The 20,395-nt window shown below is 64.9% G+C and carries 15 protein-coding genes, 1 tRNA gene and 1 other RNA gene; 9 read left to right on the top strand and 8 right to left on the bottom strand.

Annotated features, from left to right (window positions below):
- Positions 1–60: 60 nt before the first annotated feature.
- From IEY62_RS15425 to IEY62_RS15435, 3 genes are all read right to left on the bottom strand, one after another.
- Positions 61–543 carry a glutathione peroxidase gene (locus IEY62_RS15425; protein WP_189019389.1) on the bottom strand — a complete coding sequence of 161 codons (483 nt, stop codon included), beginning with the start codon at positions 541–543 and terminating at the stop codon, positions 61–63.
- Between the two features lie 96 nt (positions 544–639).
- The gene (locus tag IEY62_RS15430) at positions 640–2,100 is read right to left on the bottom strand and encodes a M23 family metallopeptidase (RefSeq protein WP_456152522.1); all 1,461 of its coding nucleotides are present in this window, start codon (positions 2,098–2,100) and stop codon (positions 640–642) included.
- Between the two features lie 654 nt (positions 2,101–2,754).
- Positions 2,755–3,150 (bottom strand): MarR family winged helix-turn-helix transcriptional regulator, encoded by a 396-nt coding sequence (locus IEY62_RS15435; RefSeq protein ID WP_189019393.1) that lies wholly within the window; start codon positions 3,148–3,150, stop codon positions 2,755–2,757.
- 96 nt (positions 3,151–3,246) lie between these two features.
- On the opposite strand from IEY62_RS15435, the gene IEY62_RS15440 reads away from it, so the two are divergent.
- Together IEY62_RS15440 and IEY62_RS15445 are read left to right on the top strand one after the other, a co-directional pair.
- Positions 3,247–4,689: an MFS transporter gene (locus IEY62_RS15440; RefSeq protein ID WP_189019395.1), complete on the top strand. Its 1,443-nt coding sequence runs from the start codon at positions 3,247–3,249 to the stop codon at positions 4,687–4,689.
- A gap of 34 nt (positions 4,690–4,723) precedes the next feature.
- Positions 4,724–5,647 carry an oxygenase MpaB family protein gene (locus IEY62_RS15445; protein ID WP_189019397.1) on the top strand — a complete coding sequence of 308 codons (924 nt, stop codon included), beginning with the start codon at positions 4,724–4,726 and terminating at the stop codon, positions 5,645–5,647.
- Between the two features lie 159 nt (positions 5,648–5,806).
- Here IEY62_RS15445 and IEY62_RS15450 read toward each other — a convergent pair whose 3' ends face one another.
- Positions 5,807–9,268 (bottom strand): bifunctional proline dehydrogenase/L-glutamate gamma-semialdehyde dehydrogenase, encoded by a 3,462-nt coding sequence (locus IEY62_RS15450; RefSeq protein WP_189019400.1) that lies wholly within the window; start codon positions 9,266–9,268, stop codon positions 5,807–5,809.
- 123 nt (positions 9,269–9,391) lie between these two features.
- Here IEY62_RS15450 and IEY62_RS15455 point away from each other — a divergent pair, with 123 nt between their 5' ends.
- Positions 9,392–10,321 (top strand): LysR family transcriptional regulator, encoded by a 930-nt coding sequence (locus IEY62_RS15455; RefSeq protein ID WP_189019528.1) that lies wholly within the window; start codon positions 9,392–9,394, stop codon positions 10,319–10,321.
- A gap of 64 nt (positions 10,322–10,385) precedes the next feature.
- On the opposite strand, the gene IEY62_RS15460 is transcribed toward IEY62_RS15455, so the two are convergent.
- Positions 10,386–10,470, bottom strand: a tRNA-Ser gene (locus IEY62_RS15460).
- Positions 10,471–10,774: 304 nt separating this feature from the next.
- Here IEY62_RS15460 and IEY62_RS15465 point away from each other — a divergent pair.
- From IEY62_RS15465 to recR, 4 genes are all read left to right on the top strand, one after another.
- Positions 10,775–11,098 (top strand): hypothetical protein, encoded by a 324-nt coding sequence (locus IEY62_RS15465; protein WP_189019402.1) that lies wholly within the window; start codon positions 10,775–10,777, stop codon positions 11,096–11,098.
- A 79-nt stretch (positions 11,099–11,177) separates the two neighbouring features.
- An RNA gene (ffs, locus tag IEY62_RS15470) (signal recognition particle sRNA small type) lies at positions 11,178–11,274 on the top strand.
- 33 nt (positions 11,275–11,307) lie between these two features.
- Positions 11,308–14,601, top strand: a complete 3,294-nt coding sequence (locus tag IEY62_RS15475; RefSeq protein ID WP_189019404.1) for a DNA polymerase III subunit gamma and tau — start codon at positions 11,308–11,310, stop codon at positions 14,599–14,601.
- Positions 14,602–14,634: 33 nt separating this feature from the next.
- Entirely contained in the window at positions 14,635–15,234 is a 600-nt protein-coding gene (recR, locus tag IEY62_RS15480; RefSeq protein WP_018778094.1) for a recombination mediator RecR, read from the top strand.
- Positions 15,235–15,249: 15 nt separating this feature from the next.
- Here the strand turns inward: recR and IEY62_RS15485 are convergent, their stop codons facing one another.
- Positions 15,250–16,317, bottom strand: coding sequence for a hypothetical protein (locus IEY62_RS15485; RefSeq protein ID WP_189019406.1), 1,068 nt, complete (start codon positions 16,315–16,317; stop codon positions 15,250–15,252).
- An 88-nt stretch (positions 16,318–16,405) separates the two neighbouring features.
- Between IEY62_RS15485 and IEY62_RS15490 the strand changes: the two genes are divergently transcribed.
- Both IEY62_RS15490 and IEY62_RS15495 read left to right on the top strand, forming a co-directional pair.
- Complete coding sequence (locus IEY62_RS15490) at positions 16,406–16,930, top strand: DUF427 domain-containing protein (RefSeq protein WP_189019408.1); 525 nt, start codon at positions 16,406–16,408, stop codon at positions 16,928–16,930.
- Between the two features lie 152 nt (positions 16,931–17,082).
- Positions 17,083–18,429, top strand: coding sequence for an aspartate kinase (locus IEY62_RS15495; protein WP_189019410.1), 1,347 nt, complete (start codon positions 17,083–17,085; stop codon positions 18,427–18,429).
- A 77-nt stretch (positions 18,430–18,506) separates the two neighbouring features.
- On the opposite strand, the gene IEY62_RS15500 is transcribed toward IEY62_RS15495, so the two are convergent.
- A complete protein-coding gene (locus IEY62_RS15500) occupies positions 18,507–19,754 on the bottom strand; it encodes a Dyp-type peroxidase (RefSeq protein WP_189019412.1) in 1,248 nt (415 codons plus the stop codon).
- An 11-nt stretch (positions 19,755–19,765) separates the two neighbouring features.
- Positions 19,766–20,335 (bottom strand): copper chaperone PCu(A)C, encoded by a 570-nt coding sequence (locus tag IEY62_RS15505; protein ID WP_229785354.1) that lies wholly within the window; start codon positions 20,333–20,335, stop codon positions 19,766–19,768.
- Positions 20,336–20,395: the final 60 nt, after the last annotated feature.

The raw sequence follows: 20,395 nt of genomic DNA on the forward strand, positions 1-20,395 counted from the left end.
AACTGGCTAATTTCCGGCGGAATGTTGGAAAATTACTTTCCTCCCTTCGGGTTTGGCGGCTTAGGCCAGCGCCTTTTCCACTGCCTTCAACAGGTCTTCGGAGTCGGGCTCCACTGCGGATGGGAACCTCTCCACGAGTTCTCCGGCACGGTTAATGACGAACTTTTCGAAGTTCCACTTCACCTTGACCGGCTGGCCGTCGTCGTCCCGGGTGAGTTCGGCGAAAAGCGGGTGCTGCTCCTTGCCCAGGACGTTCGCCTTGCTGGTCAACGGGAACGTGACGCCGAAGTTACGCTCGCAGAACTCCGCGATTTCCGCGTCGGCACCCGGCTCCTGGCCGCCGAACTGGTTGCAGGGGACGCCGAGGATCTCCAGCCCCTGGCTGCGGTACTTGCCGTACAGCTCTTCAAGGCCCGCGTATTGACGGGTGAAGCCGCACTCGGAAGCCACGTTAACCACCATCACGGCCTTGCCCTGGAACCGTCCGAAGTCGCCCTCGGAGCCATCGTTGAACGTGATGGGAATGCTGTACAGGCTGGTCATGGGATTCGCTTCCTGACGTCGTCGGCTGGCGGGATCGCCGCCATCGAGCTTACGGGAGCTGGCTGAGGGCCACGAAATGCAGGCCCTCGCCGGCGTCTAGGGAGCGGGAATAATGAGCGTGGACAATGGCACGATCACGCCGTCCGGCCGCTGGACCAGGTCCGGTGCGATCAGGACGTATCCGGGCGGGAGCGTCACTACAGGAAGCGCTGACGGGAGGACCGCCACCGGTGACGGCGCGGGTGCCGGGGCCACCGGCGTCGGAGCTGGCGCCACGGTTTGCGTCACCGCTGGAACTGTCGGCACCACCACGGGTGCCGGCTCCACGACAGCGGGGGCGGGCTGCACGGCGGCGGGCGCGGGCTGCACTGCGGCGGGCGCCGGGGCAACCGGTGCAGGCGGCTCGACGACGGCGGCTGGCGGCGGTGCGACAGCAGACTGGACGGTGGGTGCCACGACTGTTGGGGTCTGGACTGTCGGCGCCTGCTCGGTTGGCGTCTGTTCGGTTNTCGGCGCCTGCTCGGTTGGCGTCTGTTCGGTTGACGTGACCGGTGGCGCGGTAGTTCCGGGGGCTGTGGTCGGCGTCGGAGTTACGGTCGGCGTCGGGGTGACCGTCGGCGTCGGAGTGACCGTCGGGGTTGGCGTAACCGTCGGCGTCGGCGTGACTGTCGGGGTCGGCGTGACCGTCGGCGGCGCTGTCACGGAAGGTGACGGTACCGGCGTCGTGGTTTGGGGCGGTGCGGGGGCGACCGGGCCGGGGGTGTTCACGGAGGTGACGGGCGGGACCACTACCGGCGGAGCTACGGGTTCTTCGTGCTCGCCGCCGATAACAGCGCGGTTGGTGCCGTCGGCTACTGGGACTGCCCATTGCGGTGCGGAGCTTCCCGTGCCAACTCCGGGCTGGTAGTTCACGAATGTCATGGTTTGCAGCGGATCCACCTGCTTGATGGGCAGATACGTCCAACCGTTCGGGTTGGTGTGGAGCCCGTTGACGATCGTCTCAAAGTGGAGGTGGCAACCCGTGGACCAGCCAGTAGTGCCTACCTCGGCGATGACCTCGCCGACGCGGACAGACTGGCCCTGCGTGACGCCGATGTCCTGCAAGTGGTTGTACGTGGTGACCAGGCCGTTGCCGTGTTCGATTTCCACGCGGTTGCCGCCGCCCCAGATGTGCCAGCCGACCGCGCGGACGACTCCGGCGTCGGCTGCGTAGACGCGCGTTCCGCAGGCTGCAGCGTAGTCCTGGCCCCAGTGGAACTCACCGGCCAAGCCTGTCAGCGGGCTGTAGCGGTAGCCGTAGGGGGAACTTGGGTTGAGTACTTCCAGGGGCGCATAAAGGCTGCCCGCAGGGGGTCGGGACATTCCGGCGGAGGCTACCGTCAGGCCGGTGGAACCATCCTTGCTGACCGTCCGGACCATCGCCCGGTCAAAGTAGACCATGGGCGTGCCGGGCAGTTGCTCGGGAGGTGCCTGGGTGGGGTCGATGACCATGGTTTCCGCTTCGGGCGGGGTCAGGCTCCCCAACGCCGTGGGTCCAACGACCCCTTGGGCAACCATCCCGTCCACCGTTCCCGCAGGAAGGGCGGTCAGAGGTTGGAAGCCGAAGGCGAAGAAGGCCAGAACGGCAAGACATCCGGCGATGAGAACGCGACGGAATTTTTCGGTGCGGATCAGGTCAATCGCCCGGTCTGATTCATGATGCTTGCCCACAAAACACTCCCCAAAAGCCAGCGGCACCAAACCCCAGCCTGGCGTGCAAGCACCATTGTTGCGGGTATCACCTCAGAAATAAAGGCTTCCCGGGCGCCGTGGAGCGAAAGGTTGAATCAGTTTTTGCTCAAGATGTCTTGAGCTTCTGCGGGGGGCGCTTTTGCTGCGGACACTTCCAGGCGGCCGGCTCGAAGATCACCCCTACCGTCCGAGTGGACGTGTAGCGTTTAAGGCCCCTTTACCGGGCATTTTGCGGGCGGGTCTTATGGCTCCAGCCCCTTCCCGAAGCACAGGGTGCGGGAGAGACTATCTGGTTTGCGGTGCCCCTGAACCTGACGCGGAGCAAATGCGGGAGGGCCTTCGCGGACGTTTGGAGAAGGACGGCACAGCGACTGTTCCGGGAGTCCCGGCTTATGTCCATGACGTCAATCTTGGTAGCCGTGTGCGCGTCATGCGAAAAACGATGATGCTTTACTCCAGCGGCTGGCATCCTGCGGCCAGCTAGGAGCCCAGGTTAGCCTTCAGCAGCGCTCGGTGCTCGACGGCGGCAGTCGAGTGGAGTGCGCGGCCCGCCTCAGTCAGTTCCAGGAACAGCGAGCGGCGGTCTTCTTCGCAGGTTTGCCGGGACACGAGCCCTGCCTTTTCCAGTCGGTCCACCACTTTGGAGACGGCACTCTGGGTCATGGGTGTCCGCTCCCCCAAGGACTTCATGCGACACGACGACTCTTCGCTCTCGGCCACGAGGTCAAGGATTTCGAACTCATTGAGGCCGATGTCGAATTTGGCTTCCAGGGCGCGGTCGATTGCTCCTGCGGTGCGGAAGTAGGAGCTCTGGATGTCGCGCCACTGCTCGACCAGTTCACGGTCTTCCAGTTGGCGGTCACGCGTCGTTGCCATGCCCTGATTCTAGTTCATGAACCAGTTAAAATCCACGTCATAAGATTCCGCGTCATATTCCTTGTCATTGAATGACGTGTCATATAGATTGATCGCATGACCTCACCCACCACCCTCAAAACACCTGCCGAGCCGCCCTTGGTTTCAGCCGTTCGCTGGACCCGGGCCCAGTGGCTCCTGCTGATGGTCGTCTGCACCGTTCTGGCCCTGGACGGGCTGGACGTGTCCATGGTTGGCGTCGCTTTGCCCTCCATCGGACAAGAACTCCACCTCGGAACCGATTCACTGCAGTGGATCGTTTCGGCCTACGTCCTGGGTTACGGCAGCCTGCTGCTCCTCGGCGGCCGGCTCGCGGACCTGTTGGGCCGCCGTCGAATCTTCCTCATCGCCTTGACCGTGTTCGCCGCGGCGTCGCTCCTTGGCGGCCTGGTGGACGACCCCGCCGTCCTGATTGCCACGCGTTTCGTGAAGGGCCTCGCAGCGGCCTTCACCGCACCCACCGGGTTCTCGATCATCACCACGAACTTCGCCGAAGGACGCGAGCGCAACAAGGCGCTGTCCATCTTCACCACGTTCGGCGCCAGCGGATTCTCGCTGGGCCTGGTAGTGGGAGGCCTGATGACCAGCCTGAGCTGGCGCTGGACCTTCCTGGTATCAGTTCCGATCGCCGTGGTGGTGGTCCTTCTGGGCATCAAGTTCATCCCCAAGGACAAGCCGTCCGCCGAAAACAGCGGACACGACATCTGGGGTGCCGTGACCCTGGCACTGGGCATGCTCGGCCTGGTGTACACCTTGGTTTCAGCACCGGAGCAGGGCTGGGGATCTGTGGCAACAATCGCCGGATTCGCAGTCTCCGTTGCAGTGCTGGCAGCATTCGCAATCATTGAAAACAAGGTCAAGCATCCGCTGATCCGCTTCGGCATCCTCAAGGAAGGCTGGGTAGCAAGGGCCAACCTCAGCGCGGTGGGGCTGTTCGGGTCCTACCTGAGCTTCCAGTTCATCGTCACCATGTTCCTGCAATCCGTGCTTGGTTGGACACCGTTGGGCATGGCGCTGGCCTTGCTGCCGGCCGGCCTGCTGGTGGCCACCAGCGCACCTTTCGCGGACAGGCTCATCGAAAAGTTCGGAGCCACGCAGCTGATCCTCACCGGTCTTACTGCGCTCGGCCTGGGCTATGTCCTCTTCCTCCGGGTGGGCACAACTCCGAACTACGCCCTGGACATCCTGCCGTCGGTGGTCCTGCTGGGCATCGGCTTTGCCCTGGCCTTCCCTTCCATCAACGTCCAGGCCACAGCCGGGATCAAGGACTCGGAACAGGGACTGGCGGCAGGGCTGATCCAAACCAGCACGCAGGTAGGCGCCGCATTGGTCCTCGCCGTCACCACAGCCCTGGTCAGCGGTCACGGCCAAGCCGCCGGCACCGTCAGTGCCCAAGCCATGCTGGAACAGTACCGTCCGGGACTCATCCTGAGTGCCGCCGTCGCAATTGCCGCCCTGCTGGTGGCCGCTGCACCATCGCGCAAGCGGGTCCGCACGTAGCTGGCTCTGTACACCTCCGCCAAAGCGCTGTCTCATGGGATGCATGAGGAATTACCTCACTGAGTACCGCCACGAACTGCAGCGCACGTTCACCGGCACGTCGGGAACGCCGCCTGAGTGGGTGCCGCGCCTGGCGGAAGGGAACGACGCCGGTTATCACCTTCCGGGCTCGGCCGTCTGGGCGGTGCACGGCCACGTGGCTACCATCGTCGCCGGGATCAGGGTCCTGCTGATGCAGGCCCTGCATCCCGGCGCGTTGGCAGGTGTCTACGAGCATTCAGGTTTCCAGAAGGATCCCCTGGGCCGCCTGGCGAATACCGTGCGGTGGATCTTCACCGTGACCTACGGATCCACCGAGGCAGCCGAGTCCGCAACGGCCGTAGTGCGGAGGATCCACGAACGCGTCCGGGGGACGTACGTGGACGGACACGGCACCGTCCACGAGTACGCCGCCAATGACCCCGAGCTCCTCCGCTGGGTCCACGTCACCTACGCGGACTCATTCCTCACAGCCAACCGCATTTGGGGCACCTCCATACCGGGAGGTGCCGACGCCTACGTCAGCGAATGGGCAGCAGCCGGTCGACTCATCGGAGTTCAGGACCCGCCCCTTACCGAAGCACAAGTCCGCGACGAGCTGGAGGGATGGTACGCCTCAGGGATTCTTCGGGCCGATGAACGCTTGGCCGAGACCGTCTCGTTCATTCAGCACCCTCCACTGAGCCCGCTCCTCAAGCCCGGGTACCGCATCCTGTTCGCAGCCGCCGTCGCAAGCCTTGAGCCAAAATACCGGGACCTGCTGGGGCTCCAGCGTGCCCGGTTTGGCGTCGTTCCGCTGCCGGTCATCACGGCGGCAAGGGTGGTGCTGGGCATGGTCCGGTTCGCTCTGGGATCGCACGGCCCCAGCGAACTGGCCGCGCGGCAAAGGTTGCAAAGGCTCGGATACGCCGACGCGTAGTTGCGCCGAGGGGTGAGCTCTCAACCTTTCAAACGACGCACAAAAGCCGAAAGCCAACCCCTCGGCGACACCTCACGTTATGTGGGGTTCGCCGAGGGGTTGGCTTTCAACCTTTTACGCACATGCTTTCTGCCGGGAGCTCACCCCTCGACGCACGAACTAGATCAGGTGATCCGACAGGTGATTCGGGGTGCCGAAGCGGTGGGCGGTGATGGACACGGCCTGCTCGCGGAGGAACGGCAGCATCTCGATCCGGCCGGCCTGGGTCACAGCACCGTGGTACACCGCAACGTCCGGGCGGCCACCCATCGCTGCGCTCAGCGCGGCGAAGTCCCCACCGATCAAGCGGATCCGGCCGGCGTCGAACTTGGCAGCGCGGCCCAGCCACGCGGCGTCGTCCTCGATCCGGACGTTGACGCCCAGGTTCGCAAACACAGTCACCACAGCGTCGGGAAGCACGACGGCGGAACTCACCGTGAGCTTGGAGCCCGCCACTGCACCGGCTGCGACAACGCGGATCAGCTCAGCGAGCCGCTCGCCTTCGGAGAGGCGGATGGTCACCGGCAGGGAACGGTAACGGAAGACGTTGCGCTCTGCGGTCAGGGCGGAGACGTCCTTGGTGGTGCCGAACTCGGCTTCCCAGGCCGCCGCGTCGCTGAAGAGTGCCTGCTGGAGGCTCTGGAGTTCCTCAGCGGTCACATCAGCGGACTTGGCAGCGGCGAGGAGCTGGGCGGCAGACCCCTGAAGGACAGTGCCGCGCTTGGCCTTGGCTTCGGCGGGGGTCCAGGAACCAAGCCCGATCAGGTAGTTCGGTCCACCGGCCTTGGTTCCGGCGCCTACAGCCGACTTCTTCCAGCCACCGAACGGCTGGCGCTGCACGATAGCACCGGTGATGCCGCGGTTGACGTACAGGTTTCCGGCCTGGATCTTGTCCAGCCAGACACCCATTTCAGCGGAGTCCAGGGAGTGGAGGCCGGCGGTGAGGCCGTACTCGATCTCGTTCTGGATGGCGATAGCTTCTTCGAGGGTTTCAGCGGTCATGACACCCAGCACCGGGCCGAAGAATTCGGTGAGGTGGAAGTAGGAGCCGCGCTTGACGCCCGAGCGGATGCCCGGGGACCAGAGGCGGCCGGTCTCGTCGAGGCGTTCGGGCTTGACCGCCCAGCTTTCGCCGTCGCCCAGGGTGGTGAGGGCGTTGAGGAGCTTGCCGTTGGCGGGCTCGATGATCGGCCCCATCTGCGTGGTGGCGTTCTCCGGGTAACCAACCGTCAGGGAGCGCGCGGCGTCGATCAGCTGGTTGTGGAAGCGGGCGCTCTTGGCGACTGAACCGACCAGGATCACCAGCGAGGCAGCCGAGCACTTCTGGCCCGCGTGCCCGAATGCCGAGTACACAACGTCCTTGGCAGCGAGGTCCAGGTCCGCACTCGGGGTGACGATGATGGCGTTCTTGCCGGAGGTCTCCGCGAGCAGCGGCAGGTCCTGGCGGAAGGAACGGAACAGCTCGGCGGTTTCGTAGCCACCGGTCAGGATCACGCGGTCAACGCTCGGGTGGGAGACCAACTGGGTGCCCAGTTCGCGCTCTTCGAGCTGTACCAGCGCCAGCACGTCCTTGGGGACGCCTGCTTCCCAGAGTGCGTCCACCATGACCGAACCGGAGCGGCGGGCCTGCTTTGCCGGCTTGATCACGACGGCGGAGCCTGAGGCGAGCGCTGCGAGCGTCGAGCCTGCGGGGATCGCCACCGGGAAGTTCCACGGCGGGGTCACCACGGTGAGGTTGGCTGGGACGAACGTGGCGCCGTCGACCGTTTCCAGGTCCTTGGCGCGCTCGGCGTAGTAGTGCGCGAAGTCGATGGCTTCGCTGACCTCGGGGTCGCCCTGATCGATGGTCTTGCCGGTTTCGGAAGCCATGACCTCCAGGAGTTCGGCGCGGCGGGCCTCGAGGACTTCACCGGCGCGGTGCAGGATGGCTGCCCGCTCGGCGGCGGGACGTGCGCCCCAGGCCTTCCCGGCGTCAACGGCGGAGGCAATGATCTGCTCGAGTTCCGCGGCGTCGGAAACCTTGGTGGATTCGACGATCTTGTTGCCGGCCGTGGATCCCGGGATGCGCTTGAGGATGTCGCGGCCCCAGGCACGGTTTGCCGGGAGGGCGGGGTCGGTGTCCGGGGTGTTGCGGAAACCCTCCAGCGGTGCCGGTTCCGCCGGGAGACGGCGGTCCTGCTGGCGGTTGGGCCCCGGAACTTCGCTCTTCATGCTGGCCAGTGAGTTCAGGAAGCGCTGCTGTTCGCGCTTGAACAGGGCTTCATTTTCGCTCAGCTCAAACACTGCGGACATGAAGTTTTCCTGGCTGGCGCCCTCTTCGAGGCGGCGGATCAGGTAAGCGATGGCGACGTCGAACTCGCCCGGGTGGACCACCGGTGTGTAGAGCAGGAGGCTGCCGACGTCCTTGCGGACCGCGGTGGCCTGTCCGGTTGCCATGCCCAGCAGCATTTCGAATTCGATGCCTTCCGTCACCCCGCGCTGCTTGGCGAGCAGCCATGCGAAAGCAACATCGAACAGGTTGTGGCCCGCGACGCCGATGCGGACCGCGTCAATGCGCTCCGGGGTGAGGGCGTAGTTGATGACGTTCTTGTAGCTGGTGTCCGAGTCCTGCTTGTTGCCCCAGGTCGCCAGCGGCCAGTCGTGCAGCGAGGCTTCCACCTGCTCCATGGGAAGGTTGGCTCCCTTGACCACGCGGACCTTGATGGGTGCGCCACCCTCGGCGCGACGGGCAGAGGCCCACTCCTGCAGTTCCTGCATGGCGCCGAGTGCGTCAGGGAGGTAGGCCTGGAGGACGATGCCGGCCTCGAGGTTCTTGAACTCGGGCATGTCCAGGATGCGCTTGAACACCGCGATGGTCATGCTGAGGTCCTTGTATTCCTCCATGTCCAGGTTGATGAACTTGGGCTTGGGGAAGGACGCTGCGAGGCGGTAGAGCGGGGTGAGCTTCTCCACGACGTGATCGACGGCTTCGTCGAAGGCCCACGGGGAGTGCGGAGCAACTGTGGAGGATTCCTTGATGGAAACGTAGTCCACGTCTTCGCGGGCAAGGAGCTTCAGGGTGCCTTCCAGGCGGCGCTGGGCTTCGTGCTCGCCCAGGACGGCTTCGCCGAGGAGGTTGACGTTCAGGTGCACGCCGTCCTGGCGGATCTTGGCGATAGCCGGTCCGAGCTTGGCGTCGGTGGCATCCACAATCAGGTGGCCCACCATTTCGCGGAGTACCCGGCGGGCGATCGGGATGACCACCTGCGGCAGGATCGGGGCCATGACACCACCCACACGTACAGCGCTGCGCATGTACCAGGGAAGGAACTTGGGCACCTTGGGGGCGAGTTCGGCGAGCTTGCGGCCGGCGACGGACAGATCCTCAGGGCGGATGACGCCGTCGACGAATCCGACAGTGAAGTCCAGCCCGTTGGGGTCCTTGAGGACGCCGGCGAGGCGCTGCGCCGAGACATCCACGGGGATCTTGCTGGCTTCGGTCAACCAGTGGCGGACCAAAGCAATGGCTTCCTGGGCCAGAGCATCGAACTGCCCCGAATCCTCGGTGCGCGGGGCGGTGGCATCCGGGAGGGTGCTGGTCATGGGGGCTCCTTCTGGGACGGAGAAGTTTGTTTGTTTCCATCAGTATGGATCTACAATCTCATTAGGAAAAGCGATCTTTTCTGACGAATATTGATTACCCATCCCGAACCTTTGGAGGCTGCCTTGCTGGACGTCCGCAGGCTGCGTTTGCTGCACGAACTAAAGATCCGCGGAACCCTGGCCGAGGTGGCCGATGCGATGCAGTACAGCCCTTCATCGGTATCCCAACAATTGACCCTTCTGGAGAAGGAAGCCGGGGTGGAACTGCTGCGCAAGGCAGGCCGCCGGGTCCAGTTGACGCCGCAGGCCGAGATCCTCGTGGCGCATACCGCGGCGCTGCTGGAGACACTGGAACGGGCGGAAACCGAGCTCGCCGCGTCCCTGTCCATGGTGACCGGGACCGTGCGTTTGGCCGTTTTCCAGTCCGCGGCACTGGCTTTGCTTCCCGATTTCCTGAGCATCATGCGGCGGGAGTACCCGGAGGTCCGCGTGGAAATGACCCAGCGCGAGCCCGAGACCGCCCTCTACGAAACGTGGGCCCGCGACTTCGATCTGGTGGTGGCCGAGCAATACCCCGGCCACGCGGCGCCGCACCACAGCGGACTGGACCGGGTTACCCTGACCAGCGATGCCATCAGGCTGGCCACTCCCCCGGTAGGACTCGGCGGCGAGACCGTTTCCTCTCTTGCGGACACCGCCACCATGCCGTGGGTCATGGAACCCCGGGGAGCCGCGTCCCGGCATTGGGCCGAGCAGGCATGCCGCTCCGCCGGCTTCGAGCCGGACGTGCGCTACGAAACGGCCGACCTTCAGGCTCAGATACGGCTCATTGAGTCCGGAAATGCCGTGGCCCTCATGCCGGACCTCGTCTGGACCGGGCGAAGCAGGACGGTCCAGCTCCTGGATCTTCCGGGCCTGCCGAAGCGGACCGTCTTCACTTCCACCAGAACAGCGGGCAGAATCCACCCGGCCACCGCCGCTTGCCGCGAGGTGCTTGAACGCGTTGCGGAAGCCCAGCAGCAGGATGCCGAACAGCAGGCCGACGCCGGCTAGCCAAGCTCAGCCGAGGTGTCCCGGGAACGCAAAAGGCCCCGGTCCTGGGGACCGGGGCCAAACGCGGAGAATGGGGGATTTGAACCCCCGAGGGCGTTAACCCAACACGCGTTCCAGGCGTGCGCCATAGGCCGCTAGGCGAATTCTCCTTGCTTCCGATTCGAAAGCAGATACTACTGTACCTGAGAATTTCGGCATCGTGTAATCGGGTTGAATCACCGCCAAAGGCCAGCCTGGGAAGCGCACCCGTTAACGGAAAAATGGACGCCCCCAACGCGCCCATTCTTGCGGCACAACCGTTGAGCTACCGGGTCCGGCCCCTCGCCCCCAGGCCCCGCAGCTCACAACCTTGAGATTGCCCCAATCGGTGTACATTCCCATGGTCCGCCGCCACCCCGTCTTTTGCAATGGTTGAGACCGGTTTGTAGCCTAATTTGCTGACAAGATGTCCCCATGACGCAGCTTCACGCCTTGGTGGTCTACGTGCCCGAGACACATATCGAAGAGGTCCTGCTGGCCATCGGCGACGCCGGTGCGGGACGGATCGGCGACTACTCCCACTGTTTCTACACATCCCCGGGCACAGGCCGGTTCACTCCCCAGCCCGGCGCCCAGCCCTTCGTGGGAGAGGTCGGAATTGAGGAGCAGGTCCCCGAAATCCGCGTTGAATGCGTGGTTGAGGAAGCAATGCTCGACGTCGTGGTGCTGGCTTTGCGGGCAGCGCACCCTTACGAGGAACCGGCTTTCATGACGTGGCCGGTGAACGGTTGGCGGTGACCCAACCACCCGCCGTCGAGCGTTATCCACAGCCGTCCGTACCGATTCGAACCCCGAACCAAGTTCGGGTAAGCTTATCGACGGCCCCTCATGTGGCGTCATCCTGTTGAACTCCCCCAGGACCGGAAGGTAGCAAGGGTAGATGGGCTCTGGCGGGTGCATGAGGGGTCACTTATTTAAATGTCAGTCTCTATAGGTAGGTTTCACTTGTGACTGTTACAACTGCCCTGTATCGAAGGTATCGCCCGGACTCTTTCGCGGACGTTATCGGGCAGGAACACGTCACAGAGCCACTGATGACGGCGCTCCGGAAGAACCGCGTGAACCACGCCTACCTCTTCTCAGGTCCGCGCGGCTGCGGCAAGACCACTTCCGCCCGCATCCTCGCGCGCTGCTTGAACTGCGCCGAAGGCCCCACTGACACTCCGTGTGGCAAGTGCCCCAGTTGCATCGAACTTGCCCGCGGTGGCTCCGGCTCGCTGGATGTCATCGAGATCGACGCCGCCAGCCACGGTGGCGTGGACGATGCCCGCGATCTCCGCGAGCGCGCAACCTTCGCCCCGGTCCGGGACCGCTACAAGATTTTCATCATTGACGAGGCCCACATGGTCACGTCTGCCGGCTTCAATGCGCTGCTGAAGATAGTGGAAGAGCCGCCGGAACACATCAAGTTCATCTTTGCCACCACGGAGCCGGACAAAGTCATCGGCACCATCCGCTCCCGCACGCACCACTACCCCTTCCGTTTGGTGCCGCCCGAGCCGCTCATGCACTACCTTGAGCTGCTCTGCCAGCAGGAGAACGTTCCGGTTGCACCCGGCGTGCTGTCGCTCGTGATCCGCGCAGGCGGAGGTTCCGTTCGCGACACCTTGTCCGTCCTGGACCAGCTGATGGCCGGCGCCGGACCGAATGGCCTGGACTACGAGCTCGCGGTTGCCCTGCTCGGCTACACGCACGCTTCCTTGCTGGACGACATCGTTGATGCCGTTGCCGCAGCCGATGCCGCCACCGTTTTCCGCGCCGTGGACCGTGTTATCCAGACCGGGCATGATCCCCGGCGCTTCGTCGAGGACCTGCTGGAGCGCTTCCGCGACCTCATCATCGTCCAGGCGATGCCCGAAAGCGCCCAAGCCATCCTCCGCGGAATGCCCGCCGACCAGATTGCCCGCATGCGCAACCAGGCAACCAACCTTGGCGCAGCCGAGTTGTCCCGCGCCGCGGACGTCACCAACACAGCCCTTACAGAGATGACGGGTGCAACCTCGCCCCGGCTCCACCTTGAGCTCCTGTGTGCCCGGATTTTGCTCCCCAGCGCTGAACAAACCGAGCGTGGTATCGCCGCGCGCATCGACCGGGTGGAACGTCGCCTTAACTACGCGGGCGACGACGGCGCTCCGGCTGTTGCTGCAGGCACACCTGCAGCCGCGGCTGCTTCGCCGGTGGCCGCGCCCGTTGCGCAGTCGACGCCGGTTCCTGCGGCTTCAGCTGCACCGTCGGCCGAACCCGCAGCAGTGGAGCAGGTCCCTGCTGCTTCAGTACCTGTTGTTCCTGAACCGTCGGCGGGAGGTGCTCCGCGGGATGCCATCTCTGCGCCCCGGGTGTCCACCAACGATTGGCCCGTGGAGGAACGTCCGGCCCCGGCCCGCGCGGCCCAGGCTCCTACAGCCCCGGCTGCTCCCGGCCCGGCACGAACCCAGCATCCAGAGCCCGTCCAAGCGCCCGCAGCCGCCGCACCGCAGGCCCAGCCATCCAAGGCTGCACCGTCACAGGCAGCGCCCCCGGCCGCGCCACCTCAGGCTGCACCGTCACAGGCAGCGCCGCAGGTACAGCCATCCCAGGCCGCACCCCAGGCACCTGCGTCAGCGCCGCAGCCTACTGCTGCTTCAGTTCCGGCTGCCGGAGGCACAGGGGACGTCGAGGCCCTTCGCCGCGCCTGGCCGGATGTGCTTCAAACACTGACCAAGATCAAGCGCAGCACATGGGCCCTTGTTGAGCCCAACGCACAAGTTGCCCAATTCGACGGCCAGGTGCTGACCTTGGCCTTCACTACCGGCGGCCTTGCTGGTGCCTTTGGACGCGCAGACCATTCCGAGAACCTACGCCAGGCAATCCACAAGACCATCGGCATCGACTGCCAGATCGTCGCAGTGGCTGGCGGCAACAGTTCAGCGAGCTCTGAGCCAAACCCAAAAGCGCCTACTAGCCGGGAGACCCCGGCTGCCTCGACGCCAACGGGTGCCCCGGTACCGGCAGGCGGACCCGCTGCGGCCATGGAGTCCCCGGCCGCGTCGACGTCGGTACCGGCTCCGGTGTCGTCGGTCGACTCGGCGTGGGGCCTCGCTCCAGCCAGCCCTGCCGCGGCCACGGCTCCATTGGCAACTCCCGCCTCGGGCATAGCTGCGTCCTCGGGACCATCCCATGCAGCTGACGTGGCTCCGGCGGAGAAGCCCCAGCCCTTTGCTACACCCGCCCCCTCAGCAACATCAGTTCCTACCACTGCGGCGCCGGTCCAGGCACCCGCCCAGACACCGGCCCCCGCTCACGCTGCACCTGCACCTGCACCTGCACCAGCACCAGCACCAGCACCAGCCAGGGTCGAGGCCGTTCCTTCCTCCGCGGGCGAATACTCCTACCCTGACGACGACTGGGGTCCGCCGTTGGACGAGGACGCCCCGCCGCTCGAGGAAGAGCCTCCGGCTGACTGGGAGCCACCCTACGGCCGCCAGGAAGAACGCCGAAGCAACCCACAAGCGGCCGCGGCCTCCCCTGCCACCCCGGCGCCTGCCACCCCGACAACTGCACCTCCAACTGCGCCAGCGCCCGCATCACCAGGCACCGCAGCACCTCAAGCCACCACGGCGCAATCCCCCTCGGATGACCCGTGGTCCCGCGCGGTGGAACAGGCTCCGGGCACATGGGTTGTCGGCACGGAATCCAACGTCGGTAAACAACCGCAGGCAGTTGAAGAAGTCGTCGTACCCGCAACGGACACCCCGGACTACGAGCCGGCGGCGGCGCAGGTCCCGGAGACGGTGGCCCCCACCGCGTCGTACGGTCACCCAACCAATGCCGAAGAGAACCCGAGCTCCAGCTGGGACGTGGCACCGGCGTCGAGCTGGCCGGGAACGCAGGCGTCCAGCGCGCCCGTGTCCGGAGCGCCGGCCGCCGGCAGCATCCCCACATGGCCGTCCTTGGCGACGCAACCTGAGGAAGCGCACGGTTCCGTGGCCACGCTCGAGGACGACGCGCCGTCGGGCAATCCGAACGGACGCCAGAGCCTGTACCAGCGGCTGACAAACAGCCCCGAAGCCCAGGCGGGACGGGTGCAGGCACCTGTTCGGACGCAGGCAGCGCCGGCCGCCGTGCCAGAGGATATTCCAAGTCCCGAGGACGAAACCATCGAGGAGTCGAGGGTCTTTGGGCGGGCCGCGGTGGAGCGTATTCTGGGCGGAAAGCTGATCGAAGAGCGCGCCTTGGACGGTTCTCCCCTGCAAACCCGCTGATCCCGGCATTGATTTCAAACAAACGAGGACATTGTGTACGAAGGTGCAGTTCAGGAGCTGATTGATGAGCTCGGCCGGCTACCCGGCGTGGGCCCCAAGTCAGCGCAGCGCCTGGCGTTCCACATCCTGGAGGCCGACCCCGAGGACATGAAGCGCCTGGTCACGGCGATCACCACGGTCAAGGAACGCGTGAAGTTCTGCTCTGTCTGCTTCAACGTCACCGAGCAGGAAACATGCAACATCTGCCGTGATCCCCGCCGGGATCCTTCGGTGATCTGTGTGGTTGAAGAGTCCAAGGATGTGCTGGCTGTGGAGCGTACCCGGTCCTTCCGCGGCAGGTACCACGTGCTGGGCGGCGCCATCAACCCCATTGCCGGCATCGGCCCCGAACAGCTGCGCATCCGTGAGCTCCTGACGCGGCTCAACGACGGCGCCATCCAGGAAATCATCATCGCCACAGACCCCAACCTGGAAGGTGAGGCCACGGCTACCTATCTGGCCCGTATGCTCAAGTCGATCGGGATCACGGTGACGCGGCTGGCTTCCGGGCTGCCCGTCGGCGGAGACCTGGAGTATGCCGATGAGGTCACGCTGGGACGTGCCTTCGAGGGCCGGCGGAACGCGCTGCTCTAAGGAACGACGACGCCGTCAGGCGCGCAACCTCCGGAGCCCCAACCTCCGCCCGCCGACGGCAACCAGGGCAGCGACGGCGGCCTGAACTGCAAAACCGCTCAGCGCCACAGGCACGGGTGGCGTCAGCCCGTCGCTGGAGACCCCGCCGAGACAAGGGACCTCCCTGGAAGGCCCATCGGCCGCGAACTGGAGCCCGGACAAAACCCAGGCAACATTGTTATCCGGCGGGACAAACTCCCCTCCGAAGCTGGCGAGCAGCAGGGCCGGATGCGATGCCGCCAACCACGCCACCCTTTCCGTATGCGCCACTTCCACCTGGTGCAGGCTGCCAACACACTCATAGGCTGTAATCCCCCCGGCGTCGTCGCGCTCCACGTTCACGGGAACTGAAGCGGTGGCCAGGTCCGTGGTGCCGGGCAGCAGGAGAACGGTGAGGGCAACATTTCCTGCGCAGAAAAAGGCCGCCAGCACGGTGGCCAGGGCGACGCCGGGGACGGTCGTTGCGAAGCAAGCCCGCGAGCCGGCCCCCATGAGCCCGAACAGGGCCACTTCGAGGACAACCACGACGACGGCGGCAACGGCCAATGCGAGCGGCCCGCCGCTGCTGATGCCCACCACGAGCAGGACCGGCAACGCCAGCAAAGAAAGGGCCAATCCCCGTAGGCTCCCTGCCAGAAGCATCACCAGGAGGCTTTCATGAATGTGCCGGTATCCCCAGACAATGCCGAGCATGGCAGCCGGGAGCCCCAGGAAAGCTGCCATGACTACGAAGGTGGCCTCCGGCATCGCGTTCTCGATCCAACCATTCCGCAGCACCCAGGCAACCAGTCCAGCAGCCGTTCCCCCGGCGAAAGCTACGCCTGAACAGCACGAGAGCCAGAACAGCCACGATGAGAAGGACTTCCGGGCGTCCCGCCAAGCGTCCCCGGCCGCGTCCTTGACTACCGCGCCACGTGGTGGCTCGGAACCAGGGCCGGGCTGCCCGGCACGTGGCTGGTCATCGACCAACCCACCCCCGATGACCTCATACTCGGGCTCATTCCACCCGGCATCACGGGCCGGATGGTCAGGGACGCCGGCCATTGCCCCACGCACTCCTCATGCTGTGGATGGTACGCCCGGCAGCCCGGCACCAACATCCATTCCGGGGAGAAGGTGGGACCATGGAAGGATGGTTTCCCTTCCCGGTTTCCCCCGTTCCAAGCGTCCGCAGCGGATCAAGCCTGGCCCCGGACAGGAATCAGTGTGGGACTATCCGCGGCCACCTCGGGTCGAGGCCCGTTCGGAGAGGATAGTGGTGCGGCTCGGTGGCCGCGTCATTGCCGACACCGTGGATTCTGTGCGGGTCCTGGAAACCAGTCATCCGCCCGTTTACTACCTGCCGTTCGCCGCCTTTGTACCCGGCGTGCTCATCCCAGTGGACGGCGGCACCTTCTGCGAGTACAAGGGAATGGCCGGATATTTCGACGTCGCAGCAGGCGGGGTTGTTGCGTCACGGGCCGGGTGGACGTACCCGGAACCAACCCGGGGTTTCGAAGCACTGCGTACCCGCGTGGCTCTTTATCCTGGCCGGATGGAGTCCTGTGAGGTGGACGGCGAGCAGGTAACCCCTCAGGACGGCAACTTCTACGGGGGCTGGATCACGCGGAAGATCGTGGGCCCCTTCAAGGGCGGCCCCGATACTGCCGGGTGGTGAGCTCTCCCGGGCCGCAGATTGTGTGGCCGCCATGTGGTCACAATTCCTACCAGCCCTGCAGGCGGCGATAAACTGGGCAAATAAGCTACGCAGGCGTGCCCGAATTGGAGCATGCCGCGTTCGAACCCTATTGATGCAGTGAGGGTGCGCGCATGACTATGCCCACTACCGAAGTGAAGATCGAAGAGCTCTCCAACGAGGCTGCCATTACCAAGCAGCTGATCGTTCAAAAGTTCGGCGGCTCCTCGGTTGCCGATGCTGATGGCATCAAGCGGGTCGCACAGCGCGTCGTGGATGCGCAGAAGGCCGGCAACGAGGTCGTCGTTGTCGTCTCCGCCATGGGCGATACCACCGATGAGCTCCTGGACCTTGCAGGCCAAGTGACGGACTCCGCGCCTGCCCGCGAAATGGACATGCTGTTGTCGGCCGGCGAGCGAATTTCCATGGCCCTCCTTGCCATGGCCATTAACAAGTTCGGAGCCTCAGCGCAGTCCTTCACGGGTTCCCAGGCCGGCATGATTACCGATGGCATCCACGGCAAGGCGCGCATTATCGCCGTCGACCCCCACCGCATCCGCACTGCCCTGGACAAGGGACACATCGCGATCGTCGCGGGCTTCCAGGGCATGAGCCGCAGCACCAACGAGATCACCACATTGGGGCGCGGCGGTTCGGACACCACGGCGGTCGCCCTGGCTGCAGCCCTTGACGCCGATGTCTGCGAAATTTACACGGACGTTGACGGCATCTACACAGCCGATCCCCGCGTGGTGACTTCGGCCCAGAAGATCGACCGGATTTCCAGCGAGGAAATGCTGGAACTGGCCGCCTCCGGCGCCAAGATTCTCCACCTGCGTTGCGTGGAGTATGCCCGCCGCTTTGGTGTGCCGCTGCACGTCCGTTCTTCATTCAGCCAGAACGAAGGTACTTGGGTCATCCCGGGCGCCGACGAAAAGTTCACGATTCAAGAGGGAGTTGCCTTGGAGCAGCCAATCATCTCCGGCGTTGCACACGACCGGTCCGAAGCGAAGGTCACTGTTGTTGGCGTCCCGGACATCCCCGGCAAGGCTGCTGCGATCTTCCAGGTGATCGCCGACGCCCACTCGAACATCGACATGATTGTCCAGAACGTGTCCACGCACGGCACGGGCCGTACGGATATTTCGTTCACCCTGCCAATCGTCGAGGGCGCCGACGCACTGGCAGCCCTGCGCGCGGCTGAGGGCCAGATCGGCTTCGAGAGCATCGAGTACAACGAGCACGTTGGCAAGCTCTCCCTGATCGGTGCGGGCATGCGTTCCCACCCCGGCGTTTCGGCCACCTTCTTCAAGGCACTCTCCGACGCCGGTATCAACATCGACATGATCTCCACCTCGGAAATCCGCATCTCCGTTGTCACCAGTGCCGACGCCCTGGATGATGCCGTGCGCGCCATCCACAACGCGTTCGAGCTCGACGGCGACGCTGAGGCTACCGTTTACGGCGGCACCGGCCGCTAGGGCTGCTGCATTGTCAGAATGAAGGACCGGAGCGCGCGCTCCGGTCCTTCATTCGTCTCAGGCGAAGAGCTTTCGTATCAGGCAAAGAGCCCGTCGCCTACGAATCCCCCGGGAGCGCATCCCGGCGGAATCGCGAACACGGCCGATCCCACCGGAGTGGTCCACAGATTGAGCAGGTCCAGCTCGTCAAGCCGGCGCTGGATGGGAACGAACTGCCTCTGGACGTCGGCCTGATACGAAGCGAAGATCAGCCCGGAATCGGAGACACCCCCAGGGCCCGGCACGGAATCGTAGTTGAACGCCCGCCGGAAGATCCGCTGGGATGAGTCCTCCGGCCGGGCCCTGCGCAGGTGGGAGAAATCGGCAATCACGGGAAACCCGACCGGCGTGACGGCGGCGAAGTCCGGCTCGTCGTGTTCGGACTTTCCCGTCAACGGAGCACCGTTGGCCAGCCGGCGGCCCACGGCTTCTTCCCGCCCGGATTTATCCAGCTCGTCCCACTTGTCCAGGTTCATGCTGATCCTGCGAATCACCAGGGATGTCCCGTTCGGTGTCCACGCCGGCATGCCGTCATCCCCGTAGACAACCCGCTCGAACTCCGCACTGCCCGGGGCTGGGTTGGATGTCCCATCCACCTGCCCGAAAAGATTCCTCATGGTGGTGCCGGACTGTTCCGTTCCGTAGGCCCGGCGGAATCCTGATTGCACCCAACGGACAGTGGTGAAGCTGCGGCTGTCCTTGAGCAGCATGCGCTGCGCGTGGGCAACCGTCAGTGGATCGTCGGCGCAGATCTGCAGCAACAGGTCGCCACCACTGAGCTCCGGCACCAACTTGTCGATGGAAAATGCCGGAAGGACCGACGGCCCTGCCTGGACCCGCTCCGGGCCCAGGACCCGGAAGAGACCCGGGCCGAATCCGAAAGTGACGGTCAGCCGGGCCGGACGAACCGCCAGTTCGCCCTCGGTGTCGGCCAGCGCAGGCTTTCCCTGGGTCAGGTTGGCTGCGTCGTCGCTCAACAGCTTCAGCAGTGACTTGAGCCGTTCGGGTGTGGTCCCTGTTTTCAGATCGAGAGCGACAAAAACTCCATGGGCCTGCGCGGCAGTTCCAACGCCCGCCTGCCTGTCGGCATAAAACGGCACGGTCCTTGTGCCGTTGGCGCCATCCTCCGAAGCCACTTGCATTTGCGGAGCTGCGGTCCCGGCCAGTTGCGCGCCCGCCGCAGCCAACGCCCCGACGCCGGCGGCGGCACCTCCGAAGAGAAGGTGCCGCCGCCGGAGACCCGATCCCGGAGGTGGTGTATTGCCGCCCGGTGCGGGGGTCCCCACTGCGTCAACCACTATTTGGTCGGGGCAGGCGATGCTGACGCACCGTCCCCGCCCGGGGCGTAGTTCTCGTTGGCGCCTGAGAAGTCCTTCCCCTGGGCAGTGAAGGTGACCGTACCGCCGTCGGACGTTTTCAGCTCAAAGGTGACCTGGTCACCGGCCTGGACCGGTTTGGTCAGGCCCATGAGCATGATGTGGTTCGCGCCGGGCTCGAGCTTGAGTTCGCCCTTGGCAGGAATCACGAAACCACCCTGTTTGGCCTGCATTTTCATGGTGCCATCGGCTCCCATGACAGTTTCGTGCAGTTCCACCATGGTGGCGACGGGTGCTGACGCGCTGATGATCGTCACGTCGTTGTCGCCGGTGTTGCGAATCGTTCCGAACGCGGCCGACATGCCGGTCTCCGCAACCTTTACCCAGGTATCGGAGACGGTCAATGGCCCGGCGGACTGGCTTTGGGAGGTGGCTTGGGTTGCGGAACCGGAGGCGCCGGGCGCCTGGCTGTCGTTCTGTCCACAAGCGGTGAGAGCCAGGGATGCGGCTGCGACAAGGGACAGGACGGGAACAATGATTTTCTTCTTCACGGTGATGCTCTCTGTTTCGGATTGGTGTCCTGCGGCAGGCCTTCCGGCCGCGACGCAGGA

Origin of the sequence: Paenarthrobacter histidinolovorans (assembly GCF_014647595.1) — a bacterium.
Taxonomy (GTDB): domain Bacteria; phylum Actinomycetota; class Actinomycetes; order Actinomycetales; family Micrococcaceae; genus Arthrobacter; species Arthrobacter histidinolovorans.

Bases quoted from the DNA above. Each gene is read 5' to 3' on its own strand.
- IEY62_RS15425 (WP_189019389.1), bottom strand. From the start codon at position 543: ATGACCAGCCTGTACAGCATTCCCATCACGTTCAACGATGGCTCCGAG.
- IEY62_RS15435 (WP_189019393.1), bottom strand. From the start codon at position 3,150: ATGGCAACGACGCGTGACCGCCAACTGGAAGACCGTGAACTGGTCGAG.
- IEY62_RS15440 (WP_189019395.1), top strand. From the start codon at position 3,247: ATGACCTCACCCACCACCCTCAAAACACCTGCCGAGCCGCCCTTGGTT.
- IEY62_RS15445 (WP_189019397.1), top strand. From the start codon at position 4,724: ATGGGATGCATGAGGAATTACCTCACTGAGTACCGCCACGAACTGCAG.
- IEY62_RS15450 (WP_189019400.1), bottom strand. From the start codon at position 9,268: ATGACCAGCACCCTCCCGGATGCCACCGCCCCGCGCACCGAGGATTCG.
- IEY62_RS15465 (WP_189019402.1), top strand. From the start codon at position 10,775: ATGACGCAGCTTCACGCCTTGGTGGTCTACGTGCCCGAGACACATATC.
- IEY62_RS15485 (WP_189019406.1), bottom strand. From the start codon at position 16,317: ATGGCCGGCGTCCCTGACCATCCGGCCCGTGATGCCGGGTGGAATGAG.
- IEY62_RS15490 (WP_189019408.1), top strand. From the start codon at position 16,406: ATGGTTTCCCTTCCCGGTTTCCCCCGTTCCAAGCGTCCGCAGCGGATC.
- IEY62_RS15495 (WP_189019410.1), top strand. From the start codon at position 17,083: ATGACTATGCCCACTACCGAAGTGAAGATCGAAGAGCTCTCCAACGAG.